Below are 18,586 nucleotides of genomic sequence, written 5' to 3'. Positions count from 1 at the left end.
GGACGGATGAGGGTGAACGTCGCAGCGCTCCGGCCGGCCGCGGCCTGCCTGCTGGCGGGGCTCCTGGTGGTGGGGGCCGCCCAACCGGCGGTCGCCGCGCCCCGGCGGGCCGAGCAGTGGTATGTGGACGAGCTGCGGATCGAGCAGGCGCACGGGCTGTCCACCGGGCGGGGCGTGGTCGTGGCCGTGATCGACAGCGGCGTGGACGCCAACCATCCGGAGCTGAGGGGCCAGGTGCTCCCCGGTGGCCGCAGTGACGGCGGCAGCGGAGACGGCCGGACCGACGCGCAGGGGCACGGCACGCACATGGCCGGCATCATCGCGTCGACGAACGCCACCTCCGACGGCGTCGAGGGCGTCGCCCCCGGTGCCAAGATCATGCCCATCAAGCTGGACGTGTCCGGCGATGTGGGTTACGACGAGGCGGCGGTCAGCCTCGGCATCCGGATGGCCGTCGACGGTGGCGCCAAGGTGATCAACATTTCGCTGGGCAAGCCGTCGGCCGTCACCCCCGAGGAGGAGAGCGCCCTCCGGTACGCCCTGGAGCGCGACGTCGTCGTGGTGGTGGCCGCCGGCAACACCGCCAAGGGCAGCGTCAAGGTCGATACTCCCGCCAACGTCCCCGGCGTGATCGCCGTGACCGGGACGACCCGGGGCGGCAGGTTCTGGTCCGGCTCGGTCCAGGGTCCGGAGGCGGTGGTCGCCGCACCCGGTGATGACATCTACAACGCCGGCCGGGACAAGGGCTACGGCTGGGGTGACGGCACCTCCGACTCCACGGCGATCGTCTCCGGTCTGGCCGCGTTGGTCCGGTCGAAGTACCCGAACCTCGACGCCGCCAACGTGATCAACCGGATCATCCGTACCGCCCGGGACTCCGGTCCCGCCGGCCGTGACCCGCAGTACGGCTTCGGTCTGATCGACCCGGTGGCCGCACTGAGCGCGAACGTGCCGCCGGTCACCGCGAACCCGCTGCTCGCCCCGACCGCCGCGACCGCCGACCCGGCGCTGACCCGGACCGCCGACGCGGCCGAGGAGTTTGACGTCACCCAGCACGGCGACCGCGGTGGCCCCACGGACCAGCAGGTCATGGTGGTCGTCATCGGTGTTGCCGTGGTGGTGGTGCTGCTGTTGGGGCTGACGGTGTTCCTGATCTGGAACCGACGCCGGTACCGCCGTGAGGCGGCCCTGGCGGCCAACGTCCCGGACCACCTGCTCGACCAGGAGCCTCCCGGCGGATACGGGCCACCGGGCGCCGGTTACCCCCCACCCGGGGCTGGTTACGCACCGCCGTCCGGTTACCCGCCACCCCCGGGGTACGCCCCGCCCAGCGGCGGATACCCGCCACCGTCCGGCCACGCGCCGCCGGGTTACGGCCCGCCGGGAGGGGCACCACCGCCGCCGCCCCCAGCGGGGAGCGGCAACCGGTCCTGATCATGGTGGCCGGCCGGATGACCTTCGGGTCGCCCGGCCGGCCATCGGCGTTCCGGCAGGTGAACGTCGCGGTGTCGAGCGGTTTGGGCCGGTTCGCCGGGGCGGGACCACCGCCCCGGCTGCGGACCGGCACGGGCCCTGCGCCAGGATGGTTGGACACGCAGGTCCACCCGAGGAGCCCACGATCGCCAGAAAGCCTCAACCCGAGGGCGGCCAGGCACCGGTCGTCCAGCGCGTCCGCATCCGGTACGCCAAGCGCGGACCGCTGCGGTTCACCTCGCACCGGGACTTCGCCCGGGCGTTCGAGCGCGCGCTGCGCCGGGCCGCCGTGCCGGTCGCCTTCTCCCAGGGTTTCCACCCGCACCCGAAGATCTCCTACGCCAGTGCCGCGCCCACCGGGGTGGCGAGCGAGGCGGAGTACCTGGAGATCGCCCTCCAGGCGGCGGTCGACCCGGAGCAACTGCGGGCCGCGTTGGACGCCGCGCTCTCGCCGGGGCTGGACGTGTTGGACGCCGTGATCGCCGAGAGCGGCAACCTGCCGGACCGGATCGAGGCGTCGCACTGGCACATCGAGTTGCCCGAGGTGGAGACCGCTGTGCTCCGCGGCGCGGTGGACGCCTTCCTCGCGGCGGACGAGGTGCTGGTCGAGCGGATGACCAAGCAGGGCCGGCGCACCTTCGACGCCCGCGCCGCAGTGATATCAGTCGATGTCATAGTGCCAACGCCGACGCCTTCCGGGGCGCCGGCCGTACCGTGTGCGATACTCGAACTGGTCGTGCGGCAGGTCACCCCGTCCGTACGGCCCGATGACGTCCTTTCCGGCCTCCGCGTGGTGGCCGACCTGGAGCCGCCGGTTTCGCCGAGGGTGACCCGGCTGGCTCAGGGCACGTTGACCGCGCAGGGAGCGATCGTGGATCCGTTGGATGCGGACCGCGACGGGGCAGCCATCGTTGGGCACTGACCGACGGTCCGTGCTCTGGCAGGCAGACTTCGGCGGTCGCGCACCACGCGCGCCCGGCGGAAACACTTTTGCGGCGACCCTGCGTGGCAGCGCTCACCCGCGCCCGGGGCAGCCAGAACTGGAGAACGTCCATGCTCGAGAACGAGCCCGAGGGCGGCGAACGGACCGGTTCACAGCCGGCCGGGGAAACCGCCGACCAGAGCACCACGGCCGACGGCGCCACCGCTGTCGGTTCGGCGTCGGTGGACCCGGGTGGCGCGGAGAGCGCCGAGCCCGCCGCGCCGGCACGACGCACCCGGTCGACCCGCCGGCGCGCCGCCCCGCTGAGCCAGCCGGAGCAGACCGACGCGCCGGCTGAGGCGTCCACCGGCGAGACCGGCAGTGCCGAGTCGCCGCAGGCGGAGGTCTTCGCCCCGATCTCCGGCGACCAGGACGTCGCCCCCAAAACCCCCCGGCGCCGCCGCAAGGCCACCCCGGTCGAGACGACCGCCGAGGAGCCGCTCGTGGCCGCCTCCGCGGAGTCGGCCTCGGCCGACGTGGTGCCACCGGTGAAGGTGACCCGTACCCGGCGCAAGAAGGCCACCCCGGCCGCCGTCGAGGAGCCGCCCGCGATCGAGGAGCCGGTCGTCGAGGAGCCGGTCGTCGTCGAGGAGCCGGTTGCCGAGGAGCCGGTCGTCGCCGAGGAGCCGGCGGAGTCCGATCTGCGCGAGGCCGAGGCCGAGCTGAACGACACCCCGACCGCGACCGCCCCCGGGTCGCCCTGGACCAGCTCCGGGGAGGTGTCACCAGGTGTCGCCGTTTCCGGTGTGACAGCTGAGCCGAACGAGCCGGCCGAGGTCGAGCCGGAGCAGCCGCGTACGCGGCGTCGGCGGGCCGCCCTCTCCGCGCCCACCGTGCTGTTCATGGCACCCCAGCCGGACGCCGTGCCGGTGACCCGGCCGGTCGAGCCCGCTCCCGTCGCCGAGGAGCCGACGGTGGAGGAGGCCGCGGAGCCGTCCCGCCGCCGTCGGCGTGGTCGCCGCGAGGCCGAGCCGGTGGAGCCGGTCGAGGCGATCGAGGCCGAGGAGGAGCCGACCGAGGAGGCCGATGAGGCCGCCGAGGCGGATGAGGACGACGAGGACAGCGCCGCCGCGCGCCGTCGCCGCCGGCGTGGTCGCCGGGGTCGGGGTCGGGGCAAGGGCGGGGCCGACGACGCCGAGGACGAGGATTCCGAGGAGGCCGCGCAGGCCGACGAGGAGGAGACCGCCGAGGTCGAGGCCGAGGGAGACGAGGACGAGGAGTCCGAGGGCGGTGACGGCCTGACCCGTCGCCGCCGGCGTCGTCGCCGCCGGGGCGCGGGCGACACGGAGGGTGCCGCCGACGACGGCGTACCGACCGTGGTCAAGATCCGCGAGCCGCGTCGGACCGTCGACGAGGTGCAGGGCGTGTCCGGTTCGACCCGGTTGGAGGCCAAGCGTCAGCGCCGCCGCGACGGTCGGGAGCAGCGGCGTACGCGGCCGCCGATCCTCAGCGAGTCGGAGTTCCTGGCGCGCCGGGAGGCGGTCGACCGGGTGATGGCGGTTCGCCAACGCGGTGACCGCACCCAGATCGCCGTCCTGGAGGACGGGGTGCTGGTCGAGCACTACGTCACCCGCAACTCCTCCGGCACGATGGCCGGCAACGTGTACCTGGGCAAGGTGCAGAACGTGCTGCCCAGCATGGAGGCGGCGTTCGTCGACGTCGGCCGGGGCCGCAACGCGGTGCTGTACGCCGGCGAGGTCAACTGGGACACCTCCGGTCTGGAGGGGCGGGCCCGCTCGATCGAGCAGGCGCTGCGCTCCGGCGACTCGGTGCTGGTCCAGGTCACCAAGGACCCGATCGGGCACAAGGGCGCGCGGCTGACCAGCCACATCGCGCTCTCCGGCCGGCACCTGGTCTACGTGCCCAACGGCAACGCGTCCGGGATCAGCCGCAAGCTGCCGGACAACGAGCGCAAGCGGCTGCGGGACGTCCTCAAGAAGCTGGTCCCGGACGGCGCGGGCGTGATCGTCCGGACGGCCGCCGAGGGTGCCACCGAGGACGAGCTGGCCCGTGACGTCAAGCGGCTCCAGGCGCAGTGGGAGGACATTCAGGCCAAGGCCGCCGAGGGTGGCGCCCCGGCGCTGCTCTACGGAGAGCCGGACCTGGTCATCCGGGTGGTTCGGGACCTGTTCAACGAGGACTTCCGCGAGCTGGTGATCGAGGGCGAGCAGTCGTACGACATCGTCGAGTCGTACCTGTCGCACGTCTCCCCGGATCTGGTCGACCGGGTGCGTCGGCACGTCGGCACGAGCGACGTCTTCGCCGAGTACCGGATCGACGAGCAGATCATCAAGGGCCTGGACCGCAAGGTCTTCCTGCCCTCCGGCGGCTCGCTGGTGATCGACCGTACCGAGGCGATGACGGTGGTGGACGTCAACACCGGCAAGTACACCGGCTCCGGGGGCAACCTGGAGGAGACCGTCACCCGCAACAACCTGGAGGCGGCGGAGGAGATCGTCCGTCAGCTCCGGTTGCGGGACATCGGCGGCATCGTGGTGATCGACTTCATCGACATGGTGCTTGAGTCGAACCGCGAGCTGGTGCTGCGCCGACTCACCGAGTGCCTGGGCCGTGACCGCACCAAGCACCAGGTCACCGAGATCACCTCGCTCGGTCTGGTGCAGATGACCCGTAAGCGGATCGGCGCGGGTCTGCTGGAGGCGTTCAGCGAGACCTGCGAGTGCTGCAAGGGTCGGGGTGTGATCATGCACACCGAGCCGGTGCCGGAGAAGGCCCGTCCCGCCGGTGCCGGGGAGAAGGTCAAGGCCGTCGCCTCGTCGGTGGCCGCCGCCCCGGCCGCCGAGCAGGGCACCGCCTCGTCCCGGCGCCGGGCACGCAAGAACGCCCCGGTCGAGCGGGTCGCGGTCGAGGTCGTCGACACCGACACCGACATCGAGACCAGCGCCGAACCGGACGCCGACTACCAGGACACGATGGGCTACGACCTGTCGCGCTACGAGTCGGACACCGCCGCCGCACCGGCGATCTCCGACAGCCAGCAGGGGGAGTCGGCTCGGCTCGCCGCGGCGGACGACCCGGACGCGCTCGCCGACGGTGAGGGCGACGAGGACACCGCCGAGGGTGGTGCCGGCCGCCGCCGTTCCCGCCGGGGTGGCGCCCGCCGGCGGACCCGCCCCTGACCGCCTGACCGGCCACGTGTTTGACGAGGTCCCTTCCCCGGCAAAGTGACGGGGGAGGGACCTTGCCGGCGCTGCCACCCCGGCCCAGAATCGGCCGTCCCGGGTCAGGAGAAGAAGATGCGTCGTCTGCTTGCCGTCACCGCACTGGTCACCGTGCTCTTGGGCGCGGCGGGGTGTGACACCGACCGGCCCGTGGGCGTCGGGCCGACCGGTGTGGCCACCGAAAGCGCCGGTGACCCGTCCGCCCTACCGGCCAGTGGTGGCGCGGCGGGGGGCGCCACGGAGGTCTGCGCCGCCGCCCAGCAGGCCAGCACCACCGCCGTCCGGACGTACGTGGCGGAGCTGGGCCAGATGGTCGCGGCGATCGGGGCCGGGGACAACGGCACGGCCGAGGCCGCTCGCGGACGGGCCGAGGCGGCGCTTGCCGGCTGGCGGACCGAGCTGCGCAAGCAGTCGGAGCGGGCCACCGATCCGCAGCTCAAGACTCTGCTCACCGACCTCGGCACCGAGGTCGCCGCGCTCGGTGCCGACGTCGAGTCGATCGACGAGACCGAGCTTGACAGGCTCCAGCAGCGCCTCGATCAGCTCTGCGCACGCTGACCAGGGCCTGTTTCATCAGGCCGGCCAGTCCTGATGAAACAGGCCCTACGGTGGGCCGGTTTGGGGTCCGGGTCGGCGATGGCGTACTCTTGCCTGCGGCCCACCTTTGGTGTGCCGAGTTCCCGTGTGCCCGCGCCGCCGTGCACTGCTACCCGGCGAGCCGCCGCGGGGACGACCGCCAGCAGCCTCAACGACAGGGAGTCCGCCTCCGATGTACGCGATCGTCAAGACCGGCGGCAAGCAGTACAAGGTCGCCGAGGGCGACGTGATCGAGGTCGAGAAGCTCACCGGTGCCCCCGGTGACGCGGTGAAGCTCACCGCGGTGCTCCTCGTCGACGGTGACGACCTGGTGACCGACGCGGCGAAGCTTGCCGAGGTCGCGGTGTCCGGCGAAATCGCCGCGCACACCAAGGGCCCGAAGATCCGGATCCACAAGTTCAAGAACAAGACCGGCTACCACAAGCGCCAGGGTCACCGCCAGCCGTTGACCCAGGTCAAGGTGACCGGCATCTCCAGCGGGAAGTAGGTCGTCCTCCAATGGCTCACAAAAAGGGTGCGTCCAGCTCGCGTAACGGTCGTGACTCCGCGGCCCAGCGACTTGGCGTGAAGCGCTTCGGTGGTCAGGTCGTCAGCGCCGGTGAGATCCTCATCCGGCAGCGTGGCACCAAGTTCCACCCCGGTGACCTGGTCGGCCGTGGCGGCGACGACACGCTGTTCGCGCTGTCCGCCGGTGCGGTCCTCTTCGGCACCAAGCGCGGTCGTAAGACCGTCAGCATCGTTCCGCAGCAGTAGTTCTCTTCGCTCAAGCGGGCCGCGGACCTCCGGGTCCCGGCCCGCTTAGCCTTTTTCACGCAGTGCGGGGTCGGACCTCGCTGGAAGGATTGACGCCGTGGCAACGTTCGTTGACCGGGTCGTTCTGCATCTGCAGGCCGGCGATGGCGGGCACGGCTGTGTCTCGATCCACCGCGAGAAGTTCAAGCCCTTCGGCGGGCCGGACGGCGGTAACGGCGGGCACGGCGGCAGCGTGTCCCTGGTGGTCGACCCGCAGGTCACCACCCTGCTCGACTTCCACTTCCACCCGCACGTCAAGGCCGACAACGGCAAGGGCGGCGCCGGGTCGAACCGGGACGGGGCCAACGGCCGCACCCTCATGCTGAAGGTGCCCAACGGCACCGTGGTGCAGACCACCGACGGCACCGTGCTGGCGGACATGGTCGGCGCCGGCACCACCTTCGAGGTGGCCCGGGGCGGGCGCGGCGGGCGGGGCAACGCGTCGCTGGCCAACGCCAAGCGCAAGGCGCCGGGCTTCGCCGAGCTGGGTGAGCCCGGTGACCAGTTGGACATCGTGCTGGAGCTGAAGAGCGTCGCCGACGTGGGCCTGGTGGGCTTCCCGTCGGCCGGCAAGTCGTCGCTGATCTCGGTGATCTCCGCCGCGAAGCCGAAGATCGCCGACTACCCGTTCACCACCCTCGTGCCCAACCTGGGCGTGGTCCGGATGGACAACCACACCTTCACCGTCGCCGACGTGCCGGGTCTGATCCCCGGCGCGGCCAACGGCAAGGGGCTGGGCCTGGAGTTCCTGCGGCACATCGAGCGCTGCGCGGTGCTGGTGCACGTCATCGACTCGGCGACCCTGGAGCCCGGCCGCGACCCGGTGGCCGACATCGACGCCATCGAGGCCGAGCTGAGCCAGTACGGCGGGCTGGCCGACCGCCCCCGGCTGGTGGCCGTGAACAAGGTCGACGTACCGGACGGGCGGGACCTCGCCGAGATCGTGCGCCCCGACCTGGAGGAGCGCGGCTACCGGGTGTTCGAGGTCTCCGCGGCCACCCGCGAGGGGCTCAAGGAGCTCACCTACGCGATGGCCGAGCTGGTCGAGGCGGAACGCAAGGCCGCGCCGCCGGCGGAGCCGACGCGGATCGTGATCCGTCCGATCGCGGTGGACGACGACGGCTTCACCATCACGGCCGAGGCGGACGGCTCGTTCACCGTTCGTGGTGTCCGGCCGGAGCGCTGGGTCAAGCAGACCAACTTCGACAACGACGAGGCGGTCGGCTACCTCGCCGACCGGCTGGCCCGGCTCGGCGTGGAGGACAAGCTGGCCAAGGCCGGTGCGGAGCCCGGTGACCTGGTCCGGATCGGTGAGCGCGAGTTCGACTGGCAACCGACGCTCTACGCCGGCGTCGATTTCGTGCCCGGCAACCGGGGCACCGACGTCCGCCTGGAGGAGAAGTCGAACCGGCTCTCCGCGGCGGACCGGCTCGCTGCCCGCAAGGCCCGCCGGGTGCGGTCGGCGGACGAGGTGGGTGCGGACTCGTCCGACGACCTCGACGACGACGATGACGGCGACGAGGACGACGCCGAGTAGTCCGTTGCGCTCCGTGATCGGGTTGATTTCCGGAAACCTCCGCGAAATCCGCCAGTCCTAGCGTGGGGTGATGTTGATCGAGTCTCGGCCCGCCACCGATCCGGAGATCGCCGCCCTGGTCATCGCCCAGCAGCGGGAGCTGCTCGCGGCCGATGGCGGGTTGGACGGGCAGGTCTTCGTCCCGCACGACGACGTCCGCTACCTGGCGGCGGTGGTGAACGGTCGGGCGGTCGCCTGTGGCGGGCTCCAGCCGATCGATGCCGAGACCGGCGAGGTCAAGCGGATGTACGTCCGGCCCGCGTACCGGGGGCGGGGCATCGCCCGGCAACTGCTGGCCGCGCTGGAGGAGTGCGCGTTCCGGCAGGGGCACTCGGTGGTCTGCCTGGAGACGGGCACCTACCTGCCGGCGGCGATCGCGCTGTACACGTCCTGTGGCTACCACCAGATCCCGGTATACGGCGAGTACGTGGGCAACCCGTACAGCATCTGTTTCGCCAAGCGACTGCCGGTCGCGGCCTGACCGCTCAGGCGCCGGTGGTGGCGTGCGTGACGGTCACCGGCTTCGACTCGGGCGAGGCGTGCTGGCGCAGGACGATGCTCAGCAGGATCAGCGCTCCGACGGCGAGGAACTCGCTCTGCCAGTTCTGCATGGACTGGAACCAGAAGTCGCTGGTGCCGAGGAACTCCCACACGCCGATCGGTGGCGCTCCGCTCTGCAGCGCCTGCTCCTGGTTGTATGCCGCGGTGCCGCCGAACAGGTGACCGACGAACGAACCGGCGAAGATCAGCAGCAGCGCGAGGGAGAGGCTGTTGCGGTAGATCGCCAGGGGCAGGCCGCCGACGCGCACCGGCCAGGGTGACTGCGGGGTCGCCCGCCGCTCGTCGTCCTCCGGCCGGTCGGTCTGGTCCACCGGCTTCGACTCGGCCGAGCCCCGCTGCACCAGGTGCGCGGTGAGCAGCACGTACCCGCCCATCTGGAGGAACTCCGACTCCCAGTTCTCGAAGACCGACTCGACGAAGTGCCCACTGGCCAGGTACGCCGGCCAGCTCAGCGGCGCGGCCCCGAACTCGGTCAGCTCCTCGTTGTGGGTCTGCCAGCCGAAGACGCTCTGCAATACCAGGAAGACCAGGAACGCTCCCAGCATGGCGACGGCCAGTGCGTTGTCACGTAGCCAACGAGGCATCATCGCACCTCCTTCGCCGATCGAGTTACCCCGGTGCGCGCGACCGCGAAACCACAAATCTCCAGGTCAGTGCCGGTCGGCCGGGTTGTCCAGGCGCCCGCCGGTGCCCGCCTGGTTGGACAGCAGCAGCCCGAGCGCGAGCATGCCGAAGCCGAGTGCGAGGTGCAGCCAGTTGTCGGCGTCGTTGACCGGCAGGATGTTCGCCCCGCTCTCGGCGTCGACGGCCTCGATGCCCAGGCCGTACAGCCAGAGGCCGAGGTAGATCGCGCCGCCGCCGGCCAGGAACACGCGGGCCCCGCCGACGCTGCGGGCCAGCACCAGGCCGGCCAATCCGAACAGCAGGTGCACCGCGTTGTGCAGGATCGACACCTGGAACAGCCCGAGCAGCCGCGCGTCCGAGTGGTGCCCGGCGAATCTCAGCTCCCCGTAGTCGGTGGTGACGCCGGGTACGAAGCCGAGGATGCCGATCAGCAGGAAGACCCCGGCCACGACCAGCGCGGCCACCCGCACCCGGGGTCGGGGGGCCGCCGGTCGGCCACCTCGCACGCCTCGTGCCATCGCTGCCCCCTTCGTGGATCTGCCAGCCTCGCGAACCGCACTGTCCGCAGCGGCGACGTGACGCAGCCCGACGATCCTCCATTTTGAAGTCGATCCGGTCGCTCCCGCAGAGAAATGCACGAAGAGGTATGGAAGCCGAAACGCAGGGTAGGGATTCGGTGAGCGGCTGGAGCAACACCACCGCATCCCCCAGCACAACCGCGACGACTTTCTGAGCGGAAGGGAAATCATGTCTTACGATCTTTCACCCACGTCTTCCACGTACGGGCCGGAGTCGACGAACGGCGGCGGCGTCCGTGACCAGGCCCGCCAGGTCGGCACCGAGGCCGCGCAGGCCGGCGGCGCGGTCGCCCAGACCGCCAAGGAGCAGGGCACCGAGGTCGGCCGTGAGGCCGCCCGGCAGGCGCGCAACCTGTACGGCGAGGCCCGCACCCAGCTCGCCAGCCAGACCGGTGAGCAGCAGCGCCGGGCGGCCGGTGGGCTGCGGTCGCTGGCCGACGAGATGCGCTCGATGGCCGAGCAGGGTGGCCAGGCCGGTCCGGTGACCGAGCTGGCCCGCCAGGCCGCCGACCGGGTGCACGGCGTCGCCGGCTGGCTCGAGCAGCGCGAACCGGGCGACCTGCTCACCGAGGTACGCGACTACGCGCGGCGCAACCCGGGCACCTTCCTGGTCGGCGCGGCCGTTCTCGGCGTGTTGGCCGGCCGGCTCACCCGGGGCATCTCCGCTGCCGGCGACGACTCCGGCAACGGCACCTCGACCTACCGGGGTGCCGGGGCGTACGACCCGGAGCAGACCGCGGTGATCCCGACGCAGCCGCCGGCACCCCGCGCGGTGCCGGACGCCGTTCCGCCGGGCGGCTACCTCGACCCGACCCCCGGCACGCACACCGCGCCGACGTCCGGTGGCTACGCGGACCCGACGCCCGGCAGCCACGCCGACCCCAACGGGGGCGGCTACCCGGAGCACTCCGGCACCGGGCAGCCGCTGCCGCCGGTGCAGCAGACCGACCCGCTGCCGGGCGTGCCGTCCAGCGGCAGCACCCGCCCGTGAGCCGCCGACTCGTCCGAAGGGAGGCGACGGCATGAGCATGCCGACGCAGGGGCCCGGCCTGGGCTCCGGTTACCACCCCGACGCGGGTGCCCCGCACACGGCGGCGGAGGTGAAGGGCAGCTCCATCGGTGAGCTGATGCGTCAGGTGACAAGTGACCTGTCGACGCTGATGCGCCAGGAGGTCGAGCTGGCCAAGGCCGAGATCCGTCAGGAGGGCAAGAAGGCCGGCAAGGCCGCCGGGCTCTTCGGCGGTGCCGGCTTCGGCGGCTACATGGTGGCGCTCTTCGTGTCCATCGCCGTGTGGCAGTTCCTGGACAACGTCATGGACTCCGGTCTGGCCGCGCTGATCGTGGCCGTCATCTGGGCCGCGGTCGCCGCCGTCCTCTACTCCATGGCCAAGAAGAACGCCCAGCACGTACGCGGGCTCAAGCAGACGAACGACAGCGTGCAGCGGATCCCCGACGCGCTCAAGCCGCATCCGGAGGGAGTCACCCGATGAGCACCGATCCCGATCAGATCCGCCGGGAGATCGAAGCCACCCGTAACAGTCTCAGCTCCGATGTGGACGCGCTGGCGTACAAGGTCAGCCCGAGCCGCATCGTTGACGACCGCAAGCAGCGGGCCCGTTCCGCTCTGCAGAATGTGAGGGACAAGGTCATGGGAACCGCGTCTGACCTCGGCCACGGCACCGGCCAGGCCGCCCACTCGGTGGGTGACCGCGCCTCGTCGGCGGCCTCCAGCGTCAGCGACGCCGCGCACTCGGCGGCGACCTCCGTCAGCGACGCCGCACACAGCGCGCCGCGGGTGATCCGGCAGAAGTCCCAGGGCAACCCACTCGCCGCCGGTCTGATCGCGTTCGGCGTCGGCTGGCTGGCGTCGTCGCTGATCCCGGCCTCCCGCCGGGAGCAGCAGGCCGCGACGCAGCTCAAGGAGCGGGTCGGCGAGCACAGTGGCGCGGTGAAGGAGAAGCTGGGGGAGATGGCCAACGAGCTCAAGGAGGAGCTGCGCGAGCCCGCCCAGCAGGCCGCCCAGTCGGTGCGGTCCACCGCTCAGGACGCCGTGCACGCGGTCAGGGACGACACCAGGTCGGCCGCGTCCGACGTCAAGGACCAGGCCCAGCAGGCCCGACACCAGGTCAGCCCCTGACCCCACCCGCCGCACCCCGGCGACAGCTCGCGGCCACCATCCCGGTGCCCGCGAGCTGTCGCCCCCACCCCCGCCGATCGTGCAGTTTCGGTCGGGGGTTCGTTCTATTGAGGGCTGTCTTGTCGTGACCGAAAGTGCAAGATCGCGCGGGTCAGGGGGTGGTGTGGGGCGGGGTTGGCGGCTCGGCGGATGTGGGTGTCGCCGTAGCGGACGCCGCCGCGCAGGAACCGCTGGGCCACCGCCAGCCAGCCGCACACCCCGCGCTCCAGCAGCCAGAGTGGGGCCGCCAGGGCCGTGGTCGGCGGGAACACCCGGTCACCGCCGGCGCGACGACGACCCGCCTCGGCCAGGGCGACCACCCCGGCCGCCGCGCCGAGCAGCAGCCGGAGCCGACGCGACGCGACCGCCGCCGCCAGCCCCGGCAGGACCGCGAGCGCGGTCAGCAGGCGAGCCGGCTGGGCCAGGTCGTCGTACGCCTGGCGGACCCGTTGGCCACGGAAGTGCGCCGCGTCCGGTGGTAGCCGGCGGACGTACAACCAGGCTGGCCTGGCCTCGACGCCGCCGTACCCGCGCACGGTACGGATCAGCTCCAGGTTCTCGAAGAGCACGTCCGGGTCGTACCCGCCCATGGCGAGGAAGGTGCCGCGCCGCACCGCGAGGGTGCCCGGGTAGTCGTCCCCGAGTGCCCGGTTGAGCAGCGTCCGGCCGGTGTCCCACCAGGCGTGCCAGGGCAGCGGGTCGAAGTAGTTCTGCGGTCGTACCAGATCGACCCGGCCCAGCAGCCGGTGCACTGCGGTCAGGCCGGCCTCGTCGTACCGGACGTCGTCGTCGGCGATCACCACGTGCTCGTGGCCCGCCGCGCGGACGCCGGTGCGTACGCCGATCACCTTGCCGTTGAGCCCACGCTCGCCGGGGTCGGGCGGGAGCTGCCGGACCAGCCCCCGCCAGGCGTCGGCGTGCCGCGCGAACAGGTCCGGTGCGGAGCCGTCGACCACGATCACCTCGACCCGTTCGGCCAGCCACCGCAGGTAACCGGTCAACTCGGCCAGACCGCTGTCGGCGTGCCAGCGCAGCGGCAGCACGTACGTCATCGGCAGGTGGACCGGCGACGTGCCGGCGCGGTCGACGCCCGCCCGGCCTGCGGCGCGCCGGGCGTCACCAGCTGGGCTGAACAGGGACATCGCTGTGCCTCCTTCGCAGGACCGCTGCGCACCGACGGCTGAGCCGCACCTGCCCACATCCGCGCTGGTCAAACCGATGGTCGGAGACGCGGGCGCAGGTCAGGCGGTGCGCCGGACGTTGGTGAGGGTCAGACCGAGGGGCGGCAACGCCGGCATCCGGTGCAGGTCCAGGGCCAGGTCCTGGATGGGTACGTCGTAGCGCATGGTGCCGGTCAGGTTGGCCACCGCCCGTTTCATCAGGTCGATGGTGATCCACTCGCCCGCGCAACGGTGCCCCGCCCAGTGCTCACCGCCGCCCTGCGGGATCAACTCGAACGGGTCCACGTGTCGGCCGGCGAACCGCTCCGGGCGGAACAACTCCGGTTCCGGCCAGAGGGCCGGGTGGTGGTTGGTGCCGTACAGGTCGAGCAGCACCCGTCGCCCCCGGGGAAAGTGGTGGCCCTGCCAGTCGAAGGAACGCCGGACCCGGGCCGCCGCGATCGGGAAGAACGGGTAGTAGCGGCGTACTTCCTGGACGAAGTTCTCGGTGGCCCCGTCGTCGCCGCGCACCCGTTCCCGCCAGCCCGGATGGTCGTGCAGGGCGAGCGCCGCGAACGCGATGTACTGGTCCACGGCCACCACCGGCCGCAGCACGTTGAGCAGCTCCACCGCCGCGACCCGGCGGGGGAGGAGCCGGCCCTGTCGGTCCCGGTGCTCGGCGATCACCGCCAGGGCACTGCCGGGCGGCGCCGGGAAGAGACCGACCCGGGTCCGTTCGATCAGGTCGGCGAGCCGGCGTTCGGTACGGCCACGGGCGAGTCGCCCCCGCCAGTGTCGGAGGCCGACCACCGCCGGAGCCTCGATCATGGCGTGCAGCTCGACGGCGCGCCGCTCGACCTGTGCCGTGGGCAGCGGCACCCCGGCCCAGGCGCAGACCACCCGGGTCAACAGGCGGCCCAGCTCGTCGTAGAGCGGCAGCGGCCCGCCGGCCTCCCAGGCGGGGATCCGCGCCTGCCACTCGTCGTCGAAGAGCCGACCGAGCTGCCGGATGGCGGTCGGCGTCATGATCGACATGAACATGGCCTTGCGGTCGGCGTGCTCCGCCCCGTCCAGCCCCTGCACGCCACGTCGACCGGTGAGGGTCCGCTGCACCCGTAGCGGCATCGCGGTCGACCGTTGGAAGCGCTCGTTGTCGTAGAACAACACCGCCGCCGGCCGGCCGCGCAGGCAGATCGTCGGTGCGAGCAGGATCCGGGTCTGGAAGACGTCGCTGCCGTACCGCTCGCAGCGTGCACCGATGAACCGGTAGCCGGCGCGGAGCAACGCCAGGGTGCTGTCCGGGCTGCGGTCGGCCGGCATGGTCGCCATCAGGTCTCCTCACACGCGGGTGCGGCCGGTCACCCCGGCCGGCTGCGTCTACCCCCGTCGCCGCCGCTGAATCCCCGCGCCGGCTGGCCCCTCCCAGGAGCGGCGGAACCTGGTTTGCTGCTGGTGGGGCAACCACGGGGAGGGCGGATGCGCGACAACAGATCGCCGCACTGGCGGCAGGGGCGAGCGGCCGGGGCACCGGGCACGGGCCGCGACGAGCGGTCACTGATCGGGCCGCCCCGACGGCCGGCCCGACCACACCGGTTCTTCACCGTGCACCTGGGCTTCACCGCACCGGACGCGGCCGACGCCCGCGAGCTGGCCGTGGCATACGCGGAGGCATTGACCCTGCTCCGCCCGGAGGTGGCGCTCGGGGCAGCGGCCCTGTCGCCGGCCGATGCCTGGCAGCGGGCCGTGCGGCTGTTCTGCGGGGCGGTCGGCCCGGACGGCGAGCGCTGCGTCGACGTGGCCGATCATCCGGGCTTCCACCACGCCCCGGGTCCCGGCGGTCTCGGCTGGGGTGACGGCGATGGGTGACCGCTGCTCGCCGCGGCGCACCGACCGTCATCGGCGTGGGCGGCGACGGCGGGCGGCACACCCGACCACAACAGGTGTCGCCGTGCCGGTGCCCGGATCACCGACACCGGCACGGCGACACCGCGCCGGCGATCAGTCCAGATCGAATTCGCCGTCCTGGGCGCCGGCGACGAACGCGTCCCACTCCGCCTGGGTGAAGACCAACACCGGCCCCTCGGGCTCGGCCGAGTTGCGCATGCCGATCAGGTCGTCGACGAAAGCGACCTCGACGGCGCTGTCAGAGGTGTCCCCTTCGGCCCGCTGCCAGACCGCCCGAGAGAGGTCGAAGTCGCCCTTGGGGTGCTGCGCCATGGTTCTTTCCTCCAGTGCCGAGGGTCGTGTGGTGACCGAGTGTCGATCCCCATCGGGCAGGATAAGCGGATGCCGAGCCTGACCCGTGTAGAGGCGACCGCGCGTGGCGCGGCGATTACTGTCGAGTCCTATCAGGTGGACCTCGACCTGACCGGCGGCGCGGAGCTGTTCCGCTCCCGCGTCGCGATCCGCTTCCGGGCGGCCACCGACACCGCGACCTTCGCCGAGGTCAAGCCGGCGAAACTGCTGGCGGTACGCCTCAACGACCGCGACCTCGACCCCGCCCTGTTGGCCGACAACCGGCTGCCGCTCGCCGACCTGGCCGAGGAGAACACCCTCGTCGTCGAGGCGGAGATGGCGTATTCCAACGCGGGGGAGGGGATGCACCGCTTCGTCGACCCGGCCGACGGCGAGACATACCTCTACGCGGTGAGCTTCCTCGACAACGTGCAACGCATCTTCGCCGCGTTCGACCAGCCCGACCTCAAGGCTCCCGTCGTCCTCTCGGTGACCGCCCCACCAGAGTGGACGGTCTCCAGCAACGCCGAGGTGGCTGCCACTCCGGCACCGGGTCGCTGGGAGTTCGCCCCGAGCGCGCCGCTGGCCACATACTTCTTCTCGCTGATCGCCGGGCCGTACCACGTGCGGCGGGCCGAGCACGACGGCGTGCCACTGGGCATCTACTGCCGCCGGTCGCTCGCCGAGCACCTGGATGCCGACGCCGAGGAGATCTTCACCATCACCCGGCAGTGCCTGGACCGGTTCCACCAACTCTTCACCGAGCGCTACCCGTTCGGCAAGTACGACCAGGCGTTCGTGCCGGAGTTCAACGCCGGCGCCATGGAAAACCCGGGCATCGTCACCTTCCGCGACGACTACGTGTTCCGCTCGGCGGTCACCGACACCGAGCGCGAGCAGCGGGCCACCACCATCGCCCACGAGATGGCGCACATGTGGTTCGGTGACCTGGTCACCATGCGCTGGTGGGACGACCTGTGGTTGAACGAGTCCTTCGCGGAATACCTCGGCACCCGGGTCACCGCCGAGGCGACCCGCTTCGGCCAGGCCTGGACGACCTTCGCGATGCGCCGCAAGGCCTGGGGGTACGCGGCCGACCAGCGCCCCTCCACCCACCCGGTCGCCCCGGAGGAGGTCGCCGACGCCGACGAGGGCCTGCTCAACTTCGACGGCATCTCGTACGCCAAGGGCGCCAGCGTGCTACGGCAGCTTGTCGCGTGGCTCGGCGACGAGGCGTTCCTCGCCGGCCTGAACGCGCACTTCGCCGAGCACCGCTTCGGCAACGCCACGCTCGCCGACCTGCTGGTCAGCCTCTCCACCGCCAGTGGCCGGGACCTGTCCGGCTGGGCCGAGGTGTGGTTGCGCCAGCCGCAGGTCAACACGCTGCGCGCCGAGGTCACCGTCGACACCGACGGCCGCTACTCCGACGTGGCCGTGGTGCAGACCGCGCCGGAGTCCCACCCGGTGCTGCGCCCGCACCGGATCGGCGTGGGCCGCTACTCGGTGGACGGCACCGTGCGCCGCGACGACGTCGACATCGACCCCGCGGCCGACGGCGGCCGGACCGTGTTGGGGGCCCTGGCGGGCACTCCGGCTGCCCAGTTGTTGCTGCTCAACGACGGTGACCTGACCTTCGCCAAGGTGCGCCTCGACCCGGCGTCGGCGGAGGCCGTCGCGCGGATGCTGCCCGGCTTGGCCGACCCGCTCACCCGGGCGATCCTCTGGGGCGAGGCACTGGACGCCGCGACAGACGGGGAGCGGCCGGTCAGCGGCGTGGTCGATCTGATGGCCGCCGCGCTGCCCACCGAGACCGAGGTGATCATCGCGGAGGACGTGCTCACCCTCAGCCGGTCGTTGGTGGACCGTTACCTCGACCCGCTGACCCGGTCCGCGGCGCTGGCCCGGGTCGCCGAGGCGTGCCAGCGGTTGCTCGACGGCGCGCCGGCGGGGGAGTCGTTGCAGTTGGCCGCCGCGCGGGGGTGGATCACCGCGACCACCGACGCGGACCTGCTCGTCGGTTGGCTCGCCGGCCGGGACGTGCCGGCCGGGCTGCGGGTCGACGCGGAGCTGCGCTGGGCGGTGCTGCGCCGGTTGGTGGTGCTGGGTGCCGCCGGCGAGGCGGAAATCGCCGTCGAGGCGGCAGCCGACAACAGCTCCACGGGTGCCGAACGGGCCGCCCGCTGCCGGGCCGCCCTGCCCGACCCGGCCGCGAAGCAGGCGGCCTGGGAGATCATCGTGCGGGACACCGAGCTGTCCAACCGCCTGTTGGAAGCGACGGCCGAGGGGTTCTGGCAACCCGAGCAGGCCGAGCTGACCGCCGCGTACGTCGAGCGGTACTTCACGGACATGCCGGCCGCCGCCCGCCGGCGTACCCCGTGGACGGCCGATCGGGTCGCGAAGCTGGCGTTTCCCCGCTACGCCGTGGCGCAGCCGACCCGGGAGGCGGCCGCGGCGCTGCTGGCCCGCGACGACCTGACCCCCGGCCTGCGCCGGGTGGTCACCGACGCCGACGACGACCTGCGCCGCGCGCTTGTCGCCCGGACAGCGGTGGCCGCCGCCGCGGCGTAGTCCCCTCGACCTGACGAATATCGCGGGGTCCGGGACGGGTTGACACCCCGATTTCCCGGACCCCGAGTCGATCAGCAACTGC

18 protein-coding genes are annotated in these 18,586 nt (G+C 72.2%); 13 read left to right on the top strand and 5 right to left on the bottom strand.

The window, feature by feature from the left end; genetic code table 11:
* Positions 1 to 6: 6 nt before the first annotated feature.
* The 8 genes from mycP to AB0B14_RS31495 all read left to right on the top strand — a co-directional run bounded on the left by mycP (position 7) and on the right by AB0B14_RS31495 (position 9,083).
* Positions 7 to 1,434 carry a type VII secretion-associated serine protease mycosin gene (gene mycP, locus AB0B14_RS31530; RefSeq protein WP_357525719.1) on the top strand — a complete coding sequence of 476 codons (1,428 nt, stop codon included), beginning with the start codon at positions 7 to 9 and terminating at the stop codon, positions 1,432 to 1,434.
* A 148-nt stretch (positions 1,435 to 1,582) separates the two neighbouring features.
* A complete protein-coding gene (locus AB0B14_RS31525) occupies positions 1,583 to 2,395 on the top strand; it encodes a TIGR03936 family radical SAM-associated protein (RefSeq protein ID WP_357076974.1) in 813 nt (270 codons plus the stop codon).
* A 131-nt stretch (positions 2,396 to 2,526) separates the two neighbouring features.
* A complete protein-coding gene (locus AB0B14_RS31520; protein ID WP_357525717.1) occupies positions 2,527 to 5,595 on the top strand; it encodes an Rne/Rng family ribonuclease in 3,069 nt (1,022 codons plus the stop codon).
* 117 nt (positions 5,596 to 5,712) lie between these two features.
* Positions 5,713 to 6,195, top strand: coding sequence for a hypothetical protein (locus tag AB0B14_RS31515; RefSeq protein WP_357076980.1), 483 nt, complete (start codon positions 5,713 to 5,715; stop codon positions 6,193 to 6,195).
* Positions 6,196 to 6,406: 211 nt separating this feature from the next.
* Entirely contained in the window at positions 6,407 to 6,721 is a 315-nt protein-coding gene (gene rplU / locus AB0B14_RS31510) for a 50S ribosomal protein L21 (protein ID WP_007464063.1), read from the top strand.
* Between the two features lie 11 nt (positions 6,722 to 6,732).
* Entirely contained in the window at positions 6,733 to 6,987 is a 255-nt protein-coding gene (rpmA, locus tag AB0B14_RS31505; protein ID WP_074313740.1) for a 50S ribosomal protein L27, read from the top strand.
* Positions 6,988 to 7,084: 97 nt separating this feature from the next.
* Positions 7,085 to 8,563, top strand: coding sequence for a GTPase ObgE (gene obgE, locus AB0B14_RS31500; RefSeq protein WP_357525715.1), 1,479 nt, complete (start codon positions 7,085 to 7,087; stop codon positions 8,561 to 8,563).
* A gap of 70 nt (positions 8,564 to 8,633) precedes the next feature.
* Positions 8,634 to 9,083, top strand: coding sequence for a GNAT family N-acetyltransferase (locus AB0B14_RS31495; RefSeq protein WP_357076986.1), 450 nt, complete (start codon positions 8,634 to 8,636; stop codon positions 9,081 to 9,083).
* A gap of 4 nt (positions 9,084 to 9,087) precedes the next feature.
* Here AB0B14_RS31495 and AB0B14_RS31490 read toward each other — a convergent pair whose 3' ends face one another.
* Positions 9,088 to 9,750, bottom strand: a complete 663-nt coding sequence (locus tag AB0B14_RS31490) for a DUF6766 family protein (protein ID WP_357525713.1) — start codon at positions 9,748 to 9,750, stop codon at positions 9,088 to 9,090.
* A 63-nt stretch (positions 9,751 to 9,813) separates the two neighbouring features.
* Positions 9,814 to 10,305, bottom strand: a complete 492-nt coding sequence (locus AB0B14_RS31485) for a DUF4383 domain-containing protein (RefSeq protein WP_357076992.1) — start codon at positions 10,303 to 10,305, stop codon at positions 9,814 to 9,816.
* Positions 10,306 to 10,534: 229 nt separating this feature from the next.
* On the opposite strand from AB0B14_RS31485, the gene AB0B14_RS31480 reads away from it, so the two are divergent.
* Genes AB0B14_RS31480 through AB0B14_RS31470 form a run of 3 tightly spaced genes read left to right on the top strand, consistent with a single transcriptional unit; the run spans position 10,535 to position 12,502 of the window.
* Positions 10,535 to 11,356, top strand: a complete 822-nt coding sequence (locus AB0B14_RS31480) for a hypothetical protein (protein WP_357076994.1) — start codon at positions 10,535 to 10,537, stop codon at positions 11,354 to 11,356.
* A 31-nt stretch (positions 11,357 to 11,387) separates the two neighbouring features.
* A complete protein-coding gene (locus AB0B14_RS31475; RefSeq protein WP_357076997.1) occupies positions 11,388 to 11,855 on the top strand; it encodes a phage holin family protein in 468 nt (155 codons plus the stop codon).
* The gene (locus AB0B14_RS31470) at positions 11,852 to 12,502 is read left to right on the top strand and encodes a DUF3618 domain-containing protein (protein ID WP_357077000.1); all 651 of its coding nucleotides are present in this window, start codon (positions 11,852 to 11,854) and stop codon (positions 12,500 to 12,502) included. Before AB0B14_RS31475 ends, AB0B14_RS31470 begins: the two co-directional genes overlap by 4 nt.
* 104 nt (positions 12,503 to 12,606) lie before the next feature.
* On the opposite strand, the gene AB0B14_RS31465 is transcribed toward AB0B14_RS31470, so the two are convergent.
* Together AB0B14_RS31465 and AB0B14_RS31460 are read right to left on the bottom strand one after the other, a co-directional pair.
* Positions 12,607 to 13,683, bottom strand: a complete 1,077-nt coding sequence (locus tag AB0B14_RS31465; protein ID WP_357077003.1) for a glycosyltransferase family 2 protein — start codon at positions 13,681 to 13,683, stop codon at positions 12,607 to 12,609.
* Between the two features lie 99 nt (positions 13,684 to 13,782).
* On the bottom strand, positions 13,783 to 15,030 hold the full coding sequence (locus AB0B14_RS31460; protein ID WP_357525711.1) for a cytochrome P450: 1,248 nt from the start codon (positions 15,028 to 15,030) through the stop codon (positions 13,783 to 13,785).
* A 147-nt stretch (positions 15,031 to 15,177) separates the two neighbouring features.
* On the opposite strand from AB0B14_RS31460, the gene AB0B14_RS31455 reads away from it, so the two are divergent.
* Complete coding sequence (locus AB0B14_RS31455) at positions 15,178 to 15,567, top strand: hypothetical protein (RefSeq protein WP_357077009.1); 390 nt, start codon at positions 15,178 to 15,180, stop codon at positions 15,565 to 15,567.
* 132 nt (positions 15,568 to 15,699) lie between these two features.
* Here AB0B14_RS31455 and AB0B14_RS31450 read toward each other — a convergent pair whose 3' ends face one another.
* Positions 15,700 to 15,918: a DUF397 domain-containing protein gene (locus AB0B14_RS31450; protein ID WP_030491749.1), complete on the bottom strand. Its 219-nt coding sequence runs from the start codon at positions 15,916 to 15,918 to the stop codon at positions 15,700 to 15,702.
* Positions 15,919 to 15,987: 69 nt separating this feature from the next.
* Here AB0B14_RS31450 and pepN point away from each other — a divergent pair, with 69 nt between their 5' ends.
* Positions 15,988 to 18,504, top strand: coding sequence for an aminopeptidase N (gene pepN, locus AB0B14_RS31445; protein ID WP_357077013.1), 2,517 nt, complete (start codon positions 15,988 to 15,990; stop codon positions 18,502 to 18,504).
* Positions 18,505 to 18,586: the final 82 nt, after the last annotated feature.

This window comes from Micromonospora sp. NPDC049171 (assembly GCF_040648275.1).
GTDB lineage: Bacteria > Actinomycetota > Actinomycetes > Mycobacteriales > Micromonosporaceae > Micromonospora.
The sequence above is the reverse complement of the archived record's forward strand: the minus strand, read 5'-3'. Positions and strand labels throughout refer to the sequence as shown.

Coding starts and splice junctions, on each gene's coding strand:
- mycP (WP_357525719.1), top strand. CDS start 7: ATGAGGGTGAACGTCGCAGCGCTCCGGCCGGCCGCGGCCTGCCTGCTG.
- AB0B14_RS31525 (WP_357076974.1), top strand. CDS start 1,583: ATGGTTGGACACGCAGGTCCACCCGAGGAGCCCACGATCGCCAGAAAG.
- AB0B14_RS31520 (WP_357525717.1), top strand. CDS start 2,527: ATGCTCGAGAACGAGCCCGAGGGCGGCGAACGGACCGGTTCACAGCCG.
- AB0B14_RS31515 (WP_357076980.1), top strand. CDS start 5,713: ATGCGTCGTCTGCTTGCCGTCACCGCACTGGTCACCGTGCTCTTGGGC.
- rplU (WP_007464063.1), top strand. CDS start 6,407: ATGTACGCGATCGTCAAGACCGGCGGCAAGCAGTACAAGGTCGCCGAG.
- rpmA (WP_074313740.1), top strand. CDS start 6,733: ATGGCTCACAAAAAGGGTGCGTCCAGCTCGCGTAACGGTCGTGACTCC.
- AB0B14_RS31495 (WP_357076986.1), top strand. CDS start 8,634: ATGTTGATCGAGTCTCGGCCCGCCACCGATCCGGAGATCGCCGCCCTG.
- AB0B14_RS31490 (WP_357525713.1), bottom strand. CDS start 9,750: ATGATGCCTCGTTGGCTACGTGACAACGCACTGGCCGTCGCCATGCTG.
- AB0B14_RS31485 (WP_357076992.1), bottom strand. CDS start 10,305: ATGGCACGAGGCGTGCGAGGTGGCCGACCGGCGGCCCCCCGACCCCGG.
- AB0B14_RS31480 (WP_357076994.1), top strand. CDS start 10,535: ATGTCTTACGATCTTTCACCCACGTCTTCCACGTACGGGCCGGAGTCG.
- AB0B14_RS31475 (WP_357076997.1), top strand. CDS start 11,388: ATGAGCATGCCGACGCAGGGGCCCGGCCTGGGCTCCGGTTACCACCCC.
- AB0B14_RS31470 (WP_357077000.1), top strand. CDS start 11,852: ATGAGCACCGATCCCGATCAGATCCGCCGGGAGATCGAAGCCACCCGT.
- AB0B14_RS31465 (WP_357077003.1), bottom strand. CDS start 13,683: ATGTCCCTGTTCAGCCCAGCTGGTGACGCCCGGCGCGCCGCAGGCCGG.
- AB0B14_RS31460 (WP_357525711.1), bottom strand. CDS start 15,030: ATGGCGACCATGCCGGCCGACCGCAGCCCGGACAGCACCCTGGCGTTG.
- AB0B14_RS31455 (WP_357077009.1), top strand. CDS start 15,178: ATGCGCGACAACAGATCGCCGCACTGGCGGCAGGGGCGAGCGGCCGGG.
- AB0B14_RS31450 (WP_030491749.1), bottom strand. CDS start 15,918: ATGGCGCAGCACCCCAAGGGCGACTTCGACCTCTCTCGGGCGGTCTGG.
- pepN (WP_357077013.1), top strand. CDS start 15,988: ATGCCGAGCCTGACCCGTGTAGAGGCGACCGCGCGTGGCGCGGCGATT.